22 protein-coding genes are annotated in these 17,719 nt (G+C 44.0%); 2 read left to right on the forward strand and 20 right to left on the reverse strand.

Annotated elements, in window-relative coordinates:
- Positions 1 to 22: 22 nt before the first annotated feature.
- The 20 genes from DESYODRAFT_RS28945 to DESYODRAFT_RS25035 form a co-directional block, all read right to left on the reverse strand.
- Positions 23 to 706: a hypothetical protein gene (locus DESYODRAFT_RS28945; protein ID WP_007787302.1), complete on the reverse strand. Its 684-nt coding sequence runs from the start codon at positions 704 to 706 to the stop codon at positions 23 to 25.
- 11 nt (positions 707 to 717) lie between these two features.
- Entirely contained in the window at positions 718 to 1,329 is a 612-nt protein-coding gene (locus DESYODRAFT_RS24945) for a YmfQ family protein (protein ID WP_007787304.1), read from the reverse strand.
- Positions 1,330 to 1,333: 4 nt separating this feature from the next.
- The gene (locus DESYODRAFT_RS24950; protein ID WP_007787306.1) at positions 1,334 to 1,885 is read right to left on the reverse strand and encodes a hyaluronate lyase N-terminal domain-containing protein; all 552 of its coding nucleotides are present in this window, start codon (positions 1,883 to 1,885) and stop codon (positions 1,334 to 1,336) included.
- 12 nt (positions 1,886 to 1,897) lie between these two features.
- Complete coding sequence (locus tag DESYODRAFT_RS24955; RefSeq protein WP_007787308.1) at positions 1,898 to 2,923, reverse strand: DUF2793 domain-containing protein; 1,026 nt, start codon at positions 2,921 to 2,923, stop codon at positions 1,898 to 1,900.
- A gap of 3 nt (positions 2,924 to 2,926) precedes the next feature.
- Positions 2,927 to 3,343: a hypothetical protein gene (locus DESYODRAFT_RS24960; protein ID WP_007787310.1), complete on the reverse strand. Its 417-nt coding sequence runs from the start codon at positions 3,341 to 3,343 to the stop codon at positions 2,927 to 2,929.
- Positions 3,344 to 3,347: 4 nt separating this feature from the next.
- Entirely contained in the window at positions 3,348 to 4,385 is a 1,038-nt protein-coding gene (locus DESYODRAFT_RS24965; protein ID WP_007787311.1) for a baseplate J/gp47 family protein, read from the reverse strand.
- Positions 4,386 to 4,787, reverse strand: a complete 402-nt coding sequence (locus DESYODRAFT_RS24970; RefSeq protein WP_007787312.1) for a DUF2634 domain-containing protein — start codon at positions 4,785 to 4,787, stop codon at positions 4,386 to 4,388.
- Complete coding sequence (locus DESYODRAFT_RS24975) at positions 4,784 to 5,140, reverse strand: DUF2577 domain-containing protein (RefSeq protein WP_007787314.1); 357 nt, start codon at positions 5,138 to 5,140, stop codon at positions 4,784 to 4,786. Before DESYODRAFT_RS24975 ends, DESYODRAFT_RS24970 begins: the two co-directional genes overlap by 4 nt.
- Positions 5,140 to 6,126: an XkdQ/YqbQ family protein gene (locus DESYODRAFT_RS24980; RefSeq protein ID WP_007787316.1), complete on the reverse strand. Its 987-nt coding sequence runs from the start codon at positions 6,124 to 6,126 to the stop codon at positions 5,140 to 5,142. The genes DESYODRAFT_RS24975 and DESYODRAFT_RS24980 overlap by 1 nt, the downstream gene beginning before the upstream one ends.
- Positions 6,127 to 6,137: 11 nt before the next feature.
- Positions 6,138 to 6,803: a LysM peptidoglycan-binding domain-containing protein gene (locus DESYODRAFT_RS24985; RefSeq protein WP_007787318.1), complete on the reverse strand. Its 666-nt coding sequence runs from the start codon at positions 6,801 to 6,803 to the stop codon at positions 6,138 to 6,140.
- 69 nt (positions 6,804 to 6,872) lie between these two features.
- Entirely contained in the window at positions 6,873 to 8,879 is a 2,007-nt protein-coding gene (locus DESYODRAFT_RS24990; RefSeq protein ID WP_427854330.1) for a hypothetical protein, read from the reverse strand.
- Between the two features lie 282 nt (positions 8,880 to 9,161).
- Positions 9,162 to 9,584 carry a phage tail assembly chaperone gene (locus DESYODRAFT_RS24995; RefSeq protein WP_007787320.1) on the reverse strand — a complete coding sequence of 141 codons (423 nt, stop codon included), beginning with the start codon at positions 9,582 to 9,584 and terminating at the stop codon, positions 9,162 to 9,164.
- A gap of 110 nt (positions 9,585 to 9,694) precedes the next feature.
- Positions 9,695 to 10,162, reverse strand: coding sequence for a phage tail tube protein (locus DESYODRAFT_RS25000; RefSeq protein ID WP_007787322.1), 468 nt, complete (start codon positions 10,160 to 10,162; stop codon positions 9,695 to 9,697).
- 1 nt (position 10,163) lies between these two features.
- Positions 10,164 to 11,480, reverse strand: a complete 1,317-nt coding sequence (locus DESYODRAFT_RS25005) for a phage tail sheath family protein (RefSeq protein ID WP_007787324.1) — start codon at positions 11,478 to 11,480, stop codon at positions 10,164 to 10,166.
- Position 11,481: 1 nt separating this feature from the next.
- Positions 11,482 to 11,658, reverse strand: a complete 177-nt coding sequence (locus DESYODRAFT_RS25010; RefSeq protein ID WP_007787326.1) for a hypothetical protein — start codon at positions 11,656 to 11,658, stop codon at positions 11,482 to 11,484.
- The gene (locus DESYODRAFT_RS25015; RefSeq protein WP_085938784.1) at positions 11,651 to 12,076 is read right to left on the reverse strand and encodes a phage tail terminator family protein; all 426 of its coding nucleotides are present in this window, start codon (positions 12,074 to 12,076) and stop codon (positions 11,651 to 11,653) included. The genes DESYODRAFT_RS25010 and DESYODRAFT_RS25015 overlap by 8 nt, the downstream gene beginning before the upstream one ends.
- Positions 12,067 to 12,729 carry a phage scaffolding protein gene (locus DESYODRAFT_RS25020; RefSeq protein ID WP_007787330.1) on the reverse strand — a complete coding sequence of 221 codons (663 nt, stop codon included), beginning with the start codon at positions 12,727 to 12,729 and terminating at the stop codon, positions 12,067 to 12,069. Before DESYODRAFT_RS25020 ends, DESYODRAFT_RS25015 begins: the two co-directional genes overlap by 10 nt.
- Positions 12,730 to 12,944: 215 nt before the next feature.
- Entirely contained in the window at positions 12,945 to 14,144 is a 1,200-nt protein-coding gene (locus DESYODRAFT_RS25025; RefSeq protein WP_007787332.1) for a phage portal protein, read from the reverse strand.
- 274 nt (positions 14,145 to 14,418) lie between these two features.
- Positions 14,419 to 15,066, reverse strand: coding sequence for a sigma-70 RNA polymerase sigma factor region 4 domain-containing protein (locus tag DESYODRAFT_RS25030; RefSeq protein WP_242833514.1), 648 nt, complete (start codon positions 15,064 to 15,066; stop codon positions 14,419 to 14,421).
- Positions 15,067 to 15,348: 282 nt separating this feature from the next.
- Positions 15,349 to 15,567, reverse strand: coding sequence for a helix-turn-helix transcriptional regulator (locus DESYODRAFT_RS25035; protein ID WP_007787338.1), 219 nt, complete (start codon positions 15,565 to 15,567; stop codon positions 15,349 to 15,351).
- A 100-nt stretch (positions 15,568 to 15,667) separates the two neighbouring features.
- On the opposite strand from DESYODRAFT_RS25035, the gene DESYODRAFT_RS25040 reads away from it, so the two are divergent.
- Both DESYODRAFT_RS25040 and DESYODRAFT_RS25045 read left to right on the forward strand, forming a co-directional pair.
- A complete protein-coding gene (locus tag DESYODRAFT_RS25040; protein WP_007787340.1) occupies positions 15,668 to 16,075 on the forward strand; it encodes a helix-turn-helix domain-containing protein in 408 nt (135 codons plus the stop codon).
- A 39-nt stretch (positions 16,076 to 16,114) separates the two neighbouring features.
- Entirely contained in the window at positions 16,115 to 16,534 is a 420-nt protein-coding gene (locus DESYODRAFT_RS25045; RefSeq protein ID WP_007787343.1) for an ImmA/IrrE family metallo-endopeptidase, read from the forward strand.
- Positions 16,535 to 17,719: the final 1,185 nt, after the last annotated feature.

The following is a 17,719-nucleotide window of genomic DNA, read 5'->3' on the forward strand; positions in this document are numbered from 1 at the left end:
AATGTTTTAGAATAGCCATTAGTTAATGTAGCAGTCGTAAGGTTAATGCGGTTGCCGTTCCTCCTGCGACTTGGTACACTACATCCGCCAAATGCGCATCAACAACAGTCTGATCAGCCTTAGTTTCAATAAGATTGGTCACTGTTGTAGCGAAATTGGGATCATCACCTAACGCCGCAGCTATCTCATTAAGCGTGTCAAGGGCTGCCGGCGCAGAATCCACCAAAGCGGCTACTGCCGCCTTTACAAAAGCTGTAGTAGCAATTTGCGTGTTATTAGTTGCCGTCACAGCTGTCGGTGCAGTTGGTGTTCCGGTAAAGACAGGCGAAGCCAAAGGAGCCCGAGTGACATCCGTTGGGTGAACATGGTCTCTCCTTGCCGCGGTAGCCGCAAAGCCTGCAGAAGCTGTGCCATTGGCGGCAGGATTAGTGCTGTCAAAAGCTAAGTGTGTGTGATCGGCCCTTGCAAGACTTGTGCTTGATCCAGCAGCATTAGCTGTTCCCAGGCCCCCCGAAGGAGCCGCAGTAGAAACAGGATCACTACCGCCAGGTCGGTGGGCATCAGCATGGGAACCTATCGCTCCTGCCGCATCCATCACCTCTTTTATTTTTTGGTCAATCACGTCAGCATTGTCATTAAAGTCTTGAATGTTGACAGTATCTGTTCCAGCGGGTTTCTTTAGTCCGTAGTTTGCTGTCGTTTGCATAGTCTACCTCCTTACTCATAAACTCTGAGCTCATTCCAGCTCATAACATTCACGCTATTCCAAGTGAGATGTTTCAAAGAATCCCACCATGTATAGGAATACTTAAAACTGTACCCTAAATGGGCAGGCTTAATTTGTTCCAGCATCTGAATAAACCCTGGCATATTAGCAGGAATACCTTTTATTCCAATAAACCGAACCTCAAAGCGACACTCCGCCGGATATTCCATGACATCCACCTCACCCCCAGAAAAGGCAGCTGCGGTGTCCATGATCATTTGTTGGGTTGTTGTACCGGAGCCACGCAGTTTAACCTTGATCTGCTCCCGCCTTCGCTCTATAGGCTTTGCCGGTTCTGTCTCTAAACCTAACTCACTTTCCCAATAATTTAAGCCCCATGTAGCCGTATCCACAAAGTATTGACTTAACACATTATCAATAGCATACAAAAAAAGACCCATCTCATCCGATGCCGTCTCCTGGAGCTTTTCCATTTCTCGAATGCCCCGATAATACTCAGGCAAGTATCTCATGAGGTTAGGTGTCGAGTAATCAGGCTGATCCCCGTCGCCGCCATCCGTGCCTAAAAAAGTGGTGCCATAGAGTTGACTTCCGTATCCCACTGGCTTACACCCCCTTTAATTGATTCCAGGTTACCGGGCCTTTGGGCATGGCCTGAGCAGCTATAGCTTGAGCCACTCTTTGGGCAGTCCATAATCGTTGTGAGGTGACTGTTCCTGCTTCGGCCTCGGCTTGGGACACCGTACTCCAGGTGCTTGTGTGGGCCATTGTTCTTGTTGTTCCGTTTAACCTGAGATAGAGTCCTGAGGTTGTCGTCCATAGATCACCGTTAACTGGAGAAACTGGCGCAACCCCATGAGGTATGGTCATTGGAGCTTCATCGGTACTGGACTCAGAGAGGACTTTTTTTCCCGTCACACCGCTCCAGGGGACGCTCTCGGCTGCCGCAGCCATATCAACCTTACCGTCATTATTCGTGTCATAAATGCTTTTCAGCATATCCCCAACTGTTTGGGCGGCGACGAGGACCTCATTTCCGTTATCTGTTCCAATATAAAGCTTTTTGGTATCTGTACAATAACCTAGCTCACCTATTTCCAGAGTCCCAATGCTTACCTCAAGCCCACGTCTAATCTGGATCAATACTTTTCTTGCCATCAGCCTCCCTCCTTAGAATGTTCCTCCATCCACAATGGATACCATCAACCTATTTCCGTTGGCCGTATCATAGATAATACTACTGGTATCAATATGGGCTTCTATGCCTGTGCTATTGACGAGGACTCCTTTCCCCGCCTTAGCACTCACCGTCGTTGTGCCAATAGTAATTCCGTTTCCTCCTCCTACCGTTAAGGTGACCGTATCGGCCTGACCGCCCCCAGTTAAACCATTGCCGGCAGTGATGGTCTGCAGGGCTCCCCCAGTTCTTACCCAAGCTGTTCCGTTCCAAGAGTAGACCTTCTGTTCATCATCAACGTAGCATGTCCAGCCTGTCTGAGGAGTATAAAACACCCACGCTCCGGATATCCATTCTGCTATTTGGTTCTGTTTACCCGCCCAGGCCCCGGTAGCCCCAGACGGTATAATATATCTATCACCCGTTGCCGGAGAACCTGGAGGGGCTGTAAGATTCTGATCCTTCACGCTAGCTTGAGGTTCGATGTTATGTTTAGCAAGCTCTATTTCGTTGCCAATTTTCTGAGCACTCCACAAATCGGTAATCGCCGTTCCGGAGTCATTAATGACGCGATGTTTTGGGGCATCATCAATGTGAGTTTTTATTTCAGCAGCAGTCTTTGTGTTGGTACCATCCGATACTTTATTAACCTGACCGTTGCTGAGCTCTGATTTCTTAACCCTTGCATAAGTCGTTCCGTCAGCAATGTCATCTAAGGCACCTGTAAGATCTGTCAGTTTTTGAGCATTGACTTGATTCCAGTCCGTACCGTTATCAAAGTAGAGATAGCCACTATTAGCTCCGCCGGTAATATAATAAAGCCTTCCTAAGGCCCCAGCATTAGGCCGAGCCGCTTCTGTTCCCGATAAGGCACGACCAACGAACGTATTTGAGACCCCGTCCCCAATATAAACTTCTTTTGTATCTGTGCAAAACCCCATTTCTCCCGCTGGCAATGCCCCCAAGGCTGCCAATTCTGCCTTAGTTCCTCTCTTTATGCGTATTGTCTGTCCCGCCACTGCTTATGCCTCCTCTCTAATAAATCCACCGCCATCAATAATTCCATTGGCTTTATATCTTTCAATTTCTGTCTGGGTACGAATTACGCTTTCCTGCAGGCTGTTGATATCTTTGGCCTCTGCCATATCTCCAGGCGTCTCATAGGTTACATAGACTTTTTCTGTTTCGGCAAAGATTTTAATCGAACGTTTCCAAGGTGTTTCAGAGGGAATTGATACGATAAAATTAGCCACCGGATCGCCTGAGAATTGAGGCCCTGTATAAACCCTGATTGTGCTGTTCGTAATGTTGTCGTGACCTAAAAAGCCGTTGTACACCCCATCGTTAATGAATAATTCTTCTTCGACAGTATAACTGCTGCCATCGGGCTTTTTATTCAGCTTTTCTAAAAACTGATCAAGTTCCTCAGGATAGGGCACTTATTCATACCCCCAGTCCTACGGTTTCAAGTACCGGTATTTCTTCATCCGCCAAAGCTACATTTACACTGCCGCCATTGACTGTCAAGTTTGTATAATCAAGGACACCCGGTGTACTCAGCAATATGGTTCCAACTTTAGCATAACTGATATAGGTGCTGGCAAAAGCTGTATCCTGCAGATAACTTCCCAGGGCTGCCCTAAAAGCATCTGTCACTCCTTGGATAGCATAACCTGCCGCCAAAGTGACCACCGCTGAAACACCAATCTCTTTAGCTGCTGCCGAAACAACGGTCACGGCAGCGCCGATAGGGCGCACAGTCTCAATATAGTCTGAGACATCGTCCACCAAGATTGATGTGGCCGGCTGTTTTCCAGCATCCACGATAACAAGCTTCACGCTTCCTGACCCTGCCCACAAGGGGAAAACTTTCGCATCTCCCACGCCAGCTACTTCAAGGGCCCATTGTCGATATTGAGCCGCATTCCCTGAGGTCGCCGGCTGACGAACCCGCTGCAGATACCGCTGCCTGAGATTGTCATCCGTCTCTGTATCCGCTCCAGGAACCAAAATATCGATCAGCTCTGCTCTCACAAGGCCATTAATGTAGTTGATGGGCAGCAAAGTCCCCGCCTTCTGGTTTCCTATGCTTCCGGCAATCTCACACTCCAAAACATACTGACCGATTGAAATTCTTTGGATAGTCTGATAGTTTACCTGCTCAATGGAAAAGCGGCTGCCCAAAGCCACATCCAGGGGTGAATCATTCTGTCCAAAAAACTGACCCATCCGCTGTGCCTTGGTCGCCGGTTTACGAGTTACCCCATAATCCGCCGTCCTTAATTCCAGATAGGCTCCACTTGAGGTTTGAGCTGAGAATAGTCTCAGATTAACCTCCAGGTCTGCATAAGCCTGAGCTAGTTCCGCCGCAGCCGGAGATAGGGCATCATAAATTATGCTTCCCTCTCGTTTGTCCAGATCACCTGGAACCCGATCCAGCATTCTCGATAAAATAGCTTCATAGGTTTGATCTTCATACACTTATGGGTTCACCTCCTGAGTCATCTCAAAGCTTCCGTAATTGCTGATGACTGTAAACGCAATGAGTAAACTATCCCCTATGATCGTTATCTGGATATTCTCAATACCGGTAATTCGATCATCCTGAGTTAAAGCTTCCCGGATCATTCGCGCAACCTCTGGTTTCAAAAAGAGCGGATTGCTGCCAATCAGATTCTCCAGCTCAGAACCATAATTTGCTGTGTAAATCAGGTGCTGAAAGCGTGGGGTTTGCAGAATCTTAAAGGCCGCCTGCTGAACTGCCTCAAGGCCGTCCAGTCTGCCCACAATTCGTTGTTTGGCTGCATCCAGTTTCCAAGTGAGTGACGGCTGCTCTATTTCTTCGATCCTATCCTTGCTTATACTTCCTCCCACTGGGATCACATCATCACCACCTTATCTAGAATTACAAATTTTTGGCCACCCTGGACTCGAAGTAACAGGACCTTATCTCCCACTTTAAGACCAGGACGAATAATGACCTTAGAATTTAGGGCCTCGCTTGTTTCTCTTGAGGACCCGCTGTCTGTGTATTGATGAGTATGCATGAGATCCAGCTCGTACTTAATTAGACTTTCAGGCACAATCAAAAAATCCGCAGGCAGTGTAAAGCGTTGGTCGACTCTTACACTGAGCGGATCTACTGCGGCGACTTCTCCAAACATAATAGTTACAGGGTTGGAAGCTCCCATTGCATCCATCCCAGCCGCTTTTATAACATCCAGTAAACTTGGCATTATATCACCTTCATAATTGCTTTAAGTTCCAGGCTCATGGTATGGTCTGCACTATCAAAACGATGTGTGCATTCATCAACTAAAAACGGTTGATTAATACTGTATTCTTCAATCTGCAGACTGACATAACTCCCGGCCCTTACTCGAAAATCACCGATAGCTTCAATCTTTAGAATCTTTGATTCCCGGTTCTTTAGCGTTGACAAGGTTGTCAGCCGCTCATCAATCTGAGCCGGGTTCAGGTTTTCATCCACATTTTGATAGAGCTGCAGCACGCCCCACTTGGCCATGTTGACACTATCCTGAGCGATATAGATTTCACGTTTGCCCGTATTTTTATTGTCCTTATATAGTTTGATCTTGTTATAGGTGTCCGAGTCAATGGAGGTATTATAGGTATAGTCCGTCATAAGGCTGCCATCACCAATGATGAAATCCAACCAAAGATCCTCCACATTGCGCACAGACAAAGAACCAAAATCATCAAAGAAGATATAATTTTTGCCGGAGTTAATGAGCGTTAAATCTAAGGCTTTGCAAATGATATCCAGCAGCTTTTGATTGTCCTCAACCATAGTGGGAATCCGATAGCCCGTATCATCAATTTGACCGAGCAGGAGATTGAAGTCGGCAGCGATGGTTCGAACCACCTCAGAGGCTGTTATATTCGTAAACACATAGGTATCATTGGCCATGAGGTAGCGTAATTGATCATAACACGAGATCTTGACTGCCTCGTCCTTTCCTTCATTAACGGAAAAGATATAACCGTAGAAGATATTAACATTATGCTCGGCCTCTTGAACCCGGACGATATCCCCATTGCTGTACTTAAACGTTTTATCCTGGCCAAGGGCATTTTTGATCAGTGTGAAATCCAGGCTGCCGGCTTTGCCGATCCTGCTGGTTTTCCAGGTTACGTCCGCAACAATCTGAGATAGATCCCACACGTTGCCGTCTTTGTTATCAATCAGTACTTTTAGCACAATACACCTCCTTACGGCAGCTTTAGGACCCGGCCGATCTGAAGCCGCTTAATCTCGGCATCCGAAATGCCGTTTAAGGATTGCAGCTCCGGCCAGCGAGCTCCGCCTCCCAGTAATTTCTGAGCCACAGACCAAAGAGTATCACCGGCTGCAAGGGTATAGGTTTTGGGAGTCTGCTGCTCGTTTGGCCTTTCAGGGGCTTGAATTGTTTGTGTTGAGGCTGTGGCAGTTTCCAAAGTTGAAATGCTGACAGCTCGTCGTGCTGAATAAGGCACATATTTCTTCAACTTTAAGGAATAGTCGATATCACCTGATCTGCCGGCCTCTTCTTTCCAGTCAAAACCCTCAATACTGGCCAAGGTGTCGATATCAAAGGCATCGGAAATAACAATAAAGCGAATGGGCTGCTTAGCTTCCATCCACTTTAGAATAAGTTTTACGTATTCATAGGGCTTCAGCAGGGGTTGAACTGTGACGAAAGGGTAAGGCTGGGCAGGAAAGAAGCTGCTGAAAGCATACTCTGAGAGCTTGAGATTTTTTATAACATTGATTTCACCTAATTCCAGTACATCATAGGTTTTGTTTTTTCCGCCTTCTCCTATTTCGAAAGAACCAGGCATGACCGGAAGTTGGATTGATTCGGTATTATTGAAGCTTAGATTGATGCCATAGGACATTTTATCACCTGCCTTATCTAGCATACTTCTGGGAAATTTCATAAATTTAGAATTTCAGGCCTCTAACCCTTATATCGGAAACATTCCATTCGTGGAAGAAACTATCTCCGTCTCCAGCATCGTCTTAATCTTAGTTACAATGGTATCTACGTTCTGTCCGTTGTTGACATCTCCGTTGTGCATATAATTGGCTGTTGGCGTAAGGGTCACAAAATTCTGGATGTTCTTCATTTCAGCCAACTCGCGCATGGTTTTTATGTCTTCACTGGAAATATCGACGGTGTTCTCGATTCTACCAACTTCATTGACACGATTGATGTTTGAGTTTTGGTTCCAGCTATCGGGGTTGAAGGGGCTATCAGCTGGCGGTTCTTGAGGACGAAATGCATTGTTTAAGGCTCCGAAAGCATCTTGAACATGGCTTACAGCAAAATTGCCTGCTTTTTTCCCGATAGTCTGTCCTGTGGTAAAGGCGTCACCATAATCCACTTGATTAAATCTCATGAGCTTCACAACATCTGCCTCACTCTTAAGGCTGTCTCTCTTCCCTTCAAGCTTGGTCAGTAAATTATCCATGCCCGAGGTAATATTTACTTTTAATCCTGGTATATAGTTAAGAAGATTCTCAATGCCTTTGGCAAGGTTAGCCATGTATTGAAGAGAGTTTATTGATAAGTCGTAAAACAGCTTTTGTACCGCATATATGGGATCCTTCAATACATTGGCGAAGAACTCTGCAAACCCCAGAACTATATTTGCCAAAAAAGCAAACCTGTTAAATAAGAATCCAAAAAAAATCCCAAAAAGCCCTCCAATGAAACCGATGACTTCTACGGTAGCATCGCCCCATCTCACCATAGCGTAAAGCACCAAGCCGATGACAGCGCCAACCAGCAGGATCTGCCAATTCAATACAACCCAACCCGCCACAGCTTGCCATACAGGATTTGCCAACAGACAAAGACTTCGGTATAGTTCCGGTATTTTGCTCACGGCCCATAACGTCAGCGCCGAACCAACCATTGCAAGAATAGGAGCTATGAAATCCCAATTCTGCTGTACCACTCCACCTAGCCAGATGAGGCCATTGACAATCCCGGCAACTCCCCCAACAATAATAGTTAATCCGGCACTCAGTCCGTCAAAAAACGGCTGAAACTTTCCTTCCTGAAAAGCATCATTCAACATGATAATAAGCGGCGCAAGAGCGTCCAAAGCCTGTACTCCCGCATTGGCAAAACTAGATTCCATATTATTCGTGAAAACTTCCATCTGCTTTACCGGAGACTTCATCATTTCATCAAAGGCTACCTGTCCCATTTTCTGTTTCTCCAGGAGATGCTCAAAGGCCTCAATAAAGCCTTCTATATCTCCGGACTTGCCCAGTTCATTAATTTTAAAGGCCTGGATATCGGACTTTGACATATTAAAGCGTTCGCCCAATGAGGTAATATCACCCGACATCGCTTCGTTTAAGACAGAGGCGGCTCCCTCGATTCCATTTCCTGAAGTGTCAAAGGCATTTAAACGCTGAGTTAAGTTATTCAGCTTGGTTAATTGATCTACGTTTTGAGTGGATGAGAAAAAAGAGAGGCTGCTCTGCAGGGATTTATTAATATCTTGCCCTGCAGCAAGGGCCTCCTTTTTAAACTTATTGAACATGGCAGTTCCTATTTCACTATCTCCAGTTCGTGCGATAAACATATCTTGCGTTTTCCGCTGTTCCATCGCACCGCCGATAGTCGCTTCACCTAAGTCCTTAAGTCTCTGAAAGGTTAGATACTCGCCGAGCAAAGATCTTATTGATGAAATGAAGCCTTTTGCTCCCTCTTGACCTGCAGTGAAATGATTGTTTAACTCAGCTTGTGCATTTGCAGCGCCGCTGGTCGCGTCTTGCAACCCGGTCTCAACAAAAGCAAGCCGAAGCTGCGCTGATGCCACGAGATTTGTGATTTGCGCATTTTGGGCAGAGGCATTGGTTAACTCGTTCATGGCGGAGATGCTTATATTTAGTGACTGGGTAATATTTTGAAGTGGCTGTGAAAAGACATCAAACATTCTGAGAGTAGCGCTCACGGTTGCCAAATATATGACCTCCTTTCAGGCATAATAAAAAGCGCCCTGCCTTTCTTCGTTTTAGTAGATGATAATTTCATTTTCAATTGCATAATTTCCCTAGCATTTTCTATTTTTTCTTAAGCTTTGCCCTATCCTGCCTTTCCTTTTTAACTCGAATATCAATCATGGCATAGATAGCGGCTTTAGCTTCTCTCGATTTCTTCACGAGCTCATCCGGGGGGATCCGCAGTTCGTGGAGAGCATAGTAAGCGTAATTCCACTCACCATCGCCCTCCTCAATTAGTTTTTTACCTCATCCATTAAGTCTCCCAGGCTTTGGTCAAAACCGTTCAGTTCTTGCACCTTCTGAACAAGGGTTGCATATTCTCCCGGAAACAACATCTTCCTCAAAAGATCCTCCGCCCCCATGACACCGTAGGATTTTTGCAGCTCCGCGTTTTTTAAATCCGGAAAAACAACACTGGCCACTAAGATTTTTATCAGATAGGCATTCTGGTCAGTTTCAACCTGCTGTGATCCATTTTTTCCTTTAACTCGTTTTGTGGCCGCTTTGCGATACTCTTCATTCTCCGTTTCGGTTATATTGTGAATCTTCCAGGGTATTGGCTTGCCATCCGGCCCTTTGAAGCGCTCAGAGACAATTACCTCTTCGGTAACATCGGACTGGACATTCTGCGCAAAAAATGCCTGTAAATCACTCATACTTTATTCCTCCCATTCCTCACTAATCATTTCGCCCGCGACATGACAGAGCCTCAAAATCCGCCTAAGAAAAAGCACTCTTTGCAAGTGCTTTTTCTCGGCAGTCTGAATTATCTGCTTGCCGGTTTATTAAATTGATCCAGCAAATCTGCATCTTCAAAGGTAAAGGGCATCTCTTCTTCTATGGCATCATCGCTGCTTGCATCAAAGGACGCAATAATAACACTATCCAAGTTGCATCTCTTTAAAACCGTGGTCTGTTTTCCTACACTTGATGTCGGATCTTCATTAGTAATCTGCAAATCAAAATAGAAATCCCTGCCGGTCTTGATATAGTCCAGCATCAAAGCTCTGAATAAACTTGTAACGTAATAAATAGTTAAGGTTCCACTGCCGGACCAGCCCGTTGATTTTTTGGCGACATTCATTCTCCCCAGTATGGGAATATCGGTTTTAGTTTTTTCAATCGTGGCTTCTATGGATTTAGCATAAAACAATTCTTCCACTCGCCCATTTATTGTGGCAAAGGCACGGGCCTGTTTGCCGATAATGGCATCTTCAGACTTCATAAATGGCATTTTAGTTCACCTGCGCTTTCACATAGATTTTTTCCACACTATCAATCGGCTGGGTGTAGGCCTCTATAAAGACCGCATCCCCTTCGTTGCCGGCTATGACTGTAATGTCAGACTGGGAATCAAAGTTTTGAATCGCGTTGATTTCCTGCAGGGTCTCCATATAGCGGATACACTCGCCCTTAAGCAGATTTCTGCCATCATCATTGTTGTTTACTTTCCCAATGTAAAACTCAGAAAAGGTGCTTTCCAGGTAGTTATTAATGCCATCCAGCACCCTGATCACTCGATTCTTGCTGAAGGCTTTGCCTTTGTCCGAGGTGAAGCTTGTCAGGGTATTAATATCTTGCTCTACCAGCGCCCGGTTATCATTAGCGGTAAACAAGAACTCCCCTGCCTTCAGTGCTGTAATAATCTGGGTGTTGGTATATCTGGGCGCCACATCCACTGCTCCATCATAAGCCTGATAAGTAAGTGATTCATTCACTTGCGCACCTGACGTTGCACCGGCTACCCAGACAGTGGCTTGAGCTGCCGTAAGGGTTGTTCCGTCAATTAAGATGACACCATTCTTGACACTGATTACGCCTTCATAATCGGCCAAAGGATAATTCTCTAAAACCACCTGTATTTTCTTGCCTTCATCATCCCGCAGACGTTTGCAAAAGGCTTGGAACATGGCTTTAAGGGTATCATCTGTCGAAGGCAGGGCCATGGTGTTGAAGTCGTAAATCTCCACTGCGGCCAAATAGTCAACATAAGCTTGATTAGTGATCGTGCCGTCTGCGCCATTGACAAGGGGCACACCGGCGGTCTCTGTCAAACTCCCGCTGCCAGAGAATATAACCCAATCATTTGCGGCAAGTCCTGCAATATTCGTTACAATTTGCTTATCCATCTCAGTCCCATCGACTAAGGTGGATACATCAAACTTTGTATCATCATCAATATTTTCCTGAATGACCAGGGAAATGTCGTTGCCGCGAATCCCGCCCCACTTCGCCGTAGCTGTCAGGTTTTCTATGGTTACTGCGGCCTTTGTGCCGGCATTAAGCCGATAAAGAAGCAAGGTTTTGGCTCTCTTCAAGGCTTCTTTAATCAAGAGCAATCTAGGATCTGTAATGCTGTAACCCAGCATGGAGAAGGTATCCTCTCCGGCTTCAATAGAAATGATTTTATTAGGCTCTCCCCAGGAGAGCATTAAGGGCAGAGTAGCTATGCCGCGCTCCCCAAGAGTTCCCAGCGCTTGGGGATTAGACTCAAAGTTTATATAAACCCCTGGTCGCACTTTGTTTTGTATAGTGAATGTACCTGCTGCCATTTCACCCAACCTCCTTAGTTAAAAAATCGTCAAGTATTGCTTTGATTTGATGACAAGTGTATTTCTGTCTTTCATCTAAAAGCGCTTGCAAAGCATCCTTTGGGGTATACTGTTTAGACTGTATTATTTGCTGTTTCGTGTAGGCCTTTGCGGTCTGCACTTTCTTTCCTTCAACCACGTACATACCCCTCCTGTTTCATAGACTGCATTAGCCGATCTGATTCAGCCCTGCGCAGTACATAAAAATTATAGGCTACAAAAAAATGAAGTACCCCGTCAACAATTTCATGACGCATTCCGGTACCCCTGACAAGCCTGCCGTCCACGCTGATCAGCTCCATCTTGTCATAGAGCTGCTCTGCCATGTCATGCAGGTTTCCATTACTTCCTCCATAATAATGAAGATCAAAGAAATGAAACCGTTGATACCGCTGGCCAAGCAGTTGCTCCTGGGACGCAGAAAGGAGCTTTACAAAAAAACAAGGTTCTTCAAAATCCTCCGCAAGTTCTTCTTCATAAATGCTTATATCGGGAAAATTCTGATCCAATACCGATATAATGCTGTCGCGAATGAGGTTGACAGTTATCAATAAAATCCCTCCTTTGGTGCAGACCCTTCAACCGGCCTAACCCCTTTGAACTGGAATCCCTGGTTTTCCTTTTTCTCCTCACTAAATAAAAAAGCCTTGGATTCTTTTAACGATTTGAGCTGATCGTCTAAGCCGACTTTAATTGACCCGTTCTCATTTAGTTCAATCTTTGTTTTGTCCAGCAGACTAGCAACAATATCTGGATCGTGGGCCTTGCCAGTTAGAGCCAACTTAAGGGCATTAGTTAGCGTAATGGCCTTCACGTCAGCCTCATAGTTCTCCTTAGCCTTTTTATTTTCACTTCGGAGGTTAATAATCTCAACCTGAAGGCCGGCAGTATCCACTTTCTTTAGGTCTTCAATCTGCTTATCCCGGGTAGCAATGTCCTTTTCCAGCTGCTTTTTAGCGCCGTTCACTTCATCGAAACGTAATTTTGGAATATAGCTCCTCAGCTCAACTTGAGACGCTGCCGCGGCCTTCACTGCTAATTCCTCTCTCAACCCGAGGGCAAGAAACTGCTCTTTATTCATGATTATCGTCCTTTCATCGTCACTTTTTGCCCGGTCGTGTCCGGTGATGTCCTGTTCTTTTACGCCGGCAGTACCGAAACGGCGGCACAATAAAAGCACTCTTACCTTTTGGCTCGAGTGCTTTTCCATTTCTGGAGCTTCTGTACACTTTAAAATTTGGAAGTCATCCAAGGTTTTCAGAACATCCTAGCCTGGAATTTCTTTATACCGCCTCCCCGCTCTCCTCCATTTTGGCCTAAACCGAATAGTCATTGAAGCAGCTCATTTCTTCTTCTCTTTCTCCAGCCTTCCCAACTCTTCTTAACATCTGTCATCCAAGGATAGTTGCTGACTACAGCTTCATTCTATATAATTCCACGGTTGTTTTTGGCATCTTCAATTACTGCACTTTCCTTAATAAGGATATCCCGGTTAAAACGAAAATCAACCGCCTCATTCGAGTAATCCCGGCCGGTGGTATTGGCAATATGAGCATCAATAAACCAGCGCAGCTGTTCTAAACTCGCTTGAAATTCAGATTCGATAATATTGGCATCCATGTCCAGACCAGCATAAAGAACTTTAAGATCGATTCCCGACGGGCTGTTTCCAATCTTGTCAGGCTCGAATAAAACGCCTCTGCCAAATTCATAGATATCTTTGCGGTTCATCTCCATATGAACTTTATATGCCACATAACTAGAATTTGTCAGATCCTCTAACTTGTTGACATTGTCACTCTTTCGGGCGTCATAGTCATCAATCAGCTCTTTGATCAGATCCAAAAGAGATTGCTCTTCTTCGTTATATTTAAAGGCAATGAAGGGTACACGCTCCCAATTGACTGGTTTTACGCTATCTCCCTGAACAACTGTAAAGTGCGCCCCTTCTTCTCCTTCCTCTATATCGGGAACTAGTCCGTACTGTCCCCCGCTTTGTAGAATATATCGTTTTACGCCGTTTATATCCCACCATTCAATCTTCGTTACGACAGTTCGCCGTGTTTCTTCGTAGGTCTCCACCTCATAAACTCTGATCACAGCCTGCAAATCTCTATGTGCTGCATTATACCAAAGGGGAATGATTTCTTCCGATGGGATCCTCATAAAGGACAATTGGCCAGTTTCGTCATAGTAGACGTGCAGCCAGGCAATACCTTTCTTGATTGCCTCTTTTCCAATATTCTGCAGCATTCGAAGCATCGACTTTCCCCAAAAAGTGGCAAGCTGCTTTTGATAGTCTTGGATGTCTGTCTGTACGCTCAGCGGTTTGGAAAACAAATATCCAACTTTCTGATCTACCAGCTTGCGAAAAAAGCCATTGACCAATTTATTATTTGATAAATTCCCAACAATTTCTTTTTCCCCACTGGCCCCGATCTCCCTTCGTTCACGGTTCAGGATGTCTGTTTTATTTCGGTAATAATTCTCCCCTTTGATCATCTCTTTTCGCTTATGAGACGACTTCCACTCGCTAACCTTTATAGAGATAATCTGCTCCAAGTTCGTCAAATTTTTTACGCCGGCCACGCTCATTGTGGCGATGCGCTCATTTTCTATAATCACGTCAGTCTCACCTCTTTTCCGGATAGTTTCTGATTTATCAGGCTGCGTGTCCAATGGGATAATTAATGGAAAACAGCTCTGAAGAATCCCTTGCCAGCCAATAAAAAACGGCTAACAGAGGAATAGTCAATAAATATACAATAATCTTTGATCAAGTATAGTTTTGTTATGCAATATAAAAAGCGCTCCTTTCGGAACGCTCTTAAATCATATTTTTGCATTATAGAAATTTTAACATAGCTAAAAGGGATTGTACAGGGCAGGACTTTGGGCATCAATCGGGCAGGACCCGGACATTTTCATTCAAAGCATCTGCTCCGAAAAGCATAATCTTTAGTTTATTCACCAGGCGATTTTTATTTCTTCTTACAGTTTTTTCATCACATTCAAGATCCGAGGCAATGCTTTCAATAGTCATTCCATCCCAGTATTTCATGGGAACTATTTCATAATATTTATCATCTTTAATCACTTCAAGGGCCCTGTCAATCCTCATTACCTCCTGCCTCGTCCGCATCATGCTTGACTTTATACCTTGCGTATATCTGTCAATATCCAATCCATGACTTCCGGTATTACTCGTTGAAAACCTTATAATGTCTTTTGAGCGATTATTCGTAGGAGTTGTATAGGCTTCAGGATCAAATAAGAATTCTTCATCTTGAGCAACCTTTAGCTTCAAAGCTTGGTAATTATACAGCAGGGTTTCTGTTTCTTGAAAGAAATTACGTTCAACAAGTGTATCTTGCGTCGCAGCTTTTGCGCTTTCTTGAGCCACCTTATTTACAACCGTTTCAATTAGTTTAAGAACTTCATTATTGAGTTTCAATTTTCTCCACTCCTCTCCTTTATTTAACTTACGGCTTACATACAATCTCCCTTGATTCCAGTTGCTTACATCCTCCCCTCTCTGCCACTTCATTTTTAACCAGCCCAGTCTCCATTTATCCTAGTACCGAATATTCCCGGTGACAGTCGCTCTTCTGTAACCTTTCCAACTCAAGTAAGCCTCTAACTGTAAGATTGACTGTGACTGCCTGTTGCTTACGTGACATTTTCTTCTCCCTGTCTCACTTTCAAATTATCATTACTTATTCTTAGATAATTTAATTATCAAAAACGCCAAAAAAATAAACATCCTACAAAACATTGACGATAAAATAATTATCACATATAATGTTAATTAGATAAAAAAATTATCATTTCAATGCTTTTCGCGGCTCCCGTAAAGATCAGGAAACAATATTTCAATTGGTTCATCAAAATACCTAGACATTTTGAACATTAAATCTCTGCCAGGATTAAATGTTCCATTCTCAATCATCCGCACATAAACCTCAGAGATCCCCAAGTCTTTGGCAACCTCTTTTTGTTTGCCCTTTTTCTTCCTACACGCGGAGAAGAAGTTGCGCCTTTTTTGCATTTCCTAAGTTCACCTCCTTGTGTTTTGATTATATTTGATAATTATATTATCGTCAAGATATTTTGTTAATATAATTATCAAAAAGAAGGGACGTTGCTCCATGATTGGTGAAATCCTTGCCGAATTAAGAAATAGAAGAGGGCTTACTCAAGACCAGATGGCTGAGGCCCTAAATGTAAAAAGACCTCGCTACAATTCTTGGGAAAACAATATAGCTAAGCCAGACATAGAAATGCTCCAAAAGATAGCTAAATTTCATAATGTTACACCCGACTATATTCTTAATTTTGAATCTGACAGCCCAGTCCCCTCCTGGGCCACTGCAAAAGATAAGCGCGATTTCAAGAAAATGCTCGAAGAAGACGATGACTTAATGTTTGATGGCATCCCTATCGAAAGCGATGACCGCCAGAGAATCAAAGACGTTCTCACCGGCCTTTTCTGGGAAGCCAAACAGATGAACAAACGCAAAAAGAAACCTGACAGCACAAACGACACCAAGAAATAAATCCTGGTGCCGTTTTTTATAAAGAGGTGCAACTAAAAAATGGACAAACTTATACATACTTTAACCCGTAAGTATAAAACCAATAACCCCTTCACTATCGCTGAACATCTTGGAATTCATATTCGTTTTGCTGATCTGGGGGAGCACACTCGAGGTATTTATTATAGTAAGCTCAGACGTAGATTTATCGTAATTAATTCTAGGCTGAATTCTCATTGGCAGCGATTCATATGCGCCCACGAGCTGGCACACGACAGACTTCACAGGGGTCTAAACCGCTTTTTCTTAGATAAATACTCCTTTTCAAACGCCAATAAGTACGAAAGACAGGCAAATCGATTCGCCGTTCAACTAATTTTAATTAATACAAATATACATTCAGGTGAGACCATTGAAGACTTTTTTCTTAAAAATGGCGTTCCGACCGAGATGATTAAATACTATACAAGAAACTCTTAAGCAGATAAATTTTCAGAAACCACTTGGCCATATATTTTTTACCATCTTTGAGGAACATACGTTCCATCCATTGGGGAAGGAGGATAGGAAGCGCACATCTGTTTCGTTGCTCACTAACTCATAGCCATTCAATAAGAGTTCTTCTATTAGCCTATTAATAGATTTTAAAGAAAAGTGCTTTTCGTTTACAATGTTCATTATCATGCTTTTGCTGGCCCACAATGCCAAAGAAAGGGTGATTAGAATACCAGCGAGCCCACTGAATAAAGCAATAGCTTCTTCACGAGCCAAGTCATTTTTCTATTGCAGTTTTACCCCACGATTCTCCCGTATTACCCAATCCCGACTAACATACAGTGGACATACCGAATAAGCTATCATAACTTAGCATAAAGAGGTGAATTATATGCTTTTAGGCTTTTTAGGTTTACTTTTCCTGATACCGCAGATCATCGTATCTTTACTGGTAATACTAATCGCCTCCATTGGCCTATAACTGTTTCAGCCTAGGTATTATACCTGGGCTATTACATTGTACCCGATATTCCTTTGTTCTCCCGCATCATCCGATCAAGCACTTAAAACCCCATTGTGTCCTCATACTTAACCTTTGGATGAGGTTTAACTGGTTCTTTCTTTAGAGTCTCATTAGCCATGTTGCCTTCCTTTTTGCTACCATCCTTCCTTCACCCCTTTATTCACATTTAACTAACAGCTTATCCACCGTGTTATCCACATTGCCCCCAACCACAGGACGGGTTAATGCAGTGAATGCAGCCACCTTCACGAACTATTTTATTGCCGCATTCTGGGCAAGCTTCGCTCATGCTTTGGAAGATGGTCGGATTTTGCTTAGGCATCTTTTTCCCCTCCGATTACATCGAGTTCCATTTCTGCACGCGAATCCTCTTTGATGTAATAATTCCAGCTGCGTTCTTTGCAGATACGCTCTGCTACAACGCCAAATGATTTCGAATCAATTTCGCTTTTGTAGTGGTTAATATTTCTTATTTTTAGGAATACTTCCTTTTCTACGGAATTTGGAAGATGGCTTATGTGGTACGTTACTTTTTCTTCAGCTATAACCGATTCAAAGCTAACCTAAGCTTAAATTCCCATCAATGCCGCATCCCTAAGTGTGTCTATCCTTTCTCCTAGAGAGCTGCTACTCCCCTTTGTAACACT

This window comes from Desulfosporosinus youngiae DSM 17734, from assembly GCF_000244895.1.
Lineage (GTDB): Bacteria > Bacillota > Desulfitobacteriia > Desulfitobacteriales > Desulfitobacteriaceae > Desulfosporosinus > Desulfosporosinus youngiae.

Bases quoted from the DNA above. Each gene is read 5' to 3' on its own strand.
- DESYODRAFT_RS28945 (WP_007787302.1), bottom strand. From the start codon at position 706: ATGCAAACGACAGCAAACTACGGACTAAAGAAACCCGCTGGAACAGAT.
- DESYODRAFT_RS24950 (WP_007787306.1), bottom strand. From the start codon at position 1,885: ATGGCAAGAAAAGTATTGATCCAGATTAGACGTGGGCTTGAGGTAAGC.
- DESYODRAFT_RS24975 (WP_007787314.1), bottom strand. From the start codon at position 5,140: ATGCCAAGTTTACTGGATGTTATAAAAGCGGCTGGGATGGATGCAATG.
- DESYODRAFT_RS24985 (WP_007787318.1), bottom strand. From the start codon at position 6,803: ATGTCCTATGGCATCAATCTAAGCTTCAATAATACCGAATCAATCCAA.
- DESYODRAFT_RS24995 (WP_007787320.1), bottom strand. From the start codon at position 9,584: ATGAGTGATTTACAGGCATTTTTTGCGCAGAATGTCCAGTCCGATGTT.
- DESYODRAFT_RS25000 (WP_007787322.1), bottom strand. From the start codon at position 10,162: ATGCCATTTATGAAGTCTGAAGATGCCATTATCGGCAAACAGGCCCGT.
- DESYODRAFT_RS25005 (WP_007787324.1), bottom strand. From the start codon at position 11,480: ATGGCAGCAGGTACATTCACTATACAAAACAAAGTGCGACCAGGGGTT.
- DESYODRAFT_RS25020 (WP_007787330.1), bottom strand. From the start codon at position 12,729: ATGGAAAAGCACTCGAGCCAAAAGGTAAGAGTGCTTTTATTGTGCCGC.
- DESYODRAFT_RS25030 (WP_242833514.1), bottom strand. From the start codon at position 15,066: ATGAAGTGGCAGAGAGGGGAGGATGTAAGCAACTGGAATCAAGGGAGA.
- DESYODRAFT_RS25035 (WP_007787338.1), bottom strand. From the start codon at position 15,567: ATGCAAAAAAGGCGCAACTTCTTCTCCGCGTGTAGGAAGAAAAAGGGC.
- DESYODRAFT_RS25040 (WP_007787340.1), top strand. From the start codon at position 15,668: ATGATTGGTGAAATCCTTGCCGAATTAAGAAATAGAAGAGGGCTTACT.
- DESYODRAFT_RS25045 (WP_007787343.1), top strand. From the start codon at position 16,115: ATGGACAAACTTATACATACTTTAACCCGTAAGTATAAAACCAATAAC.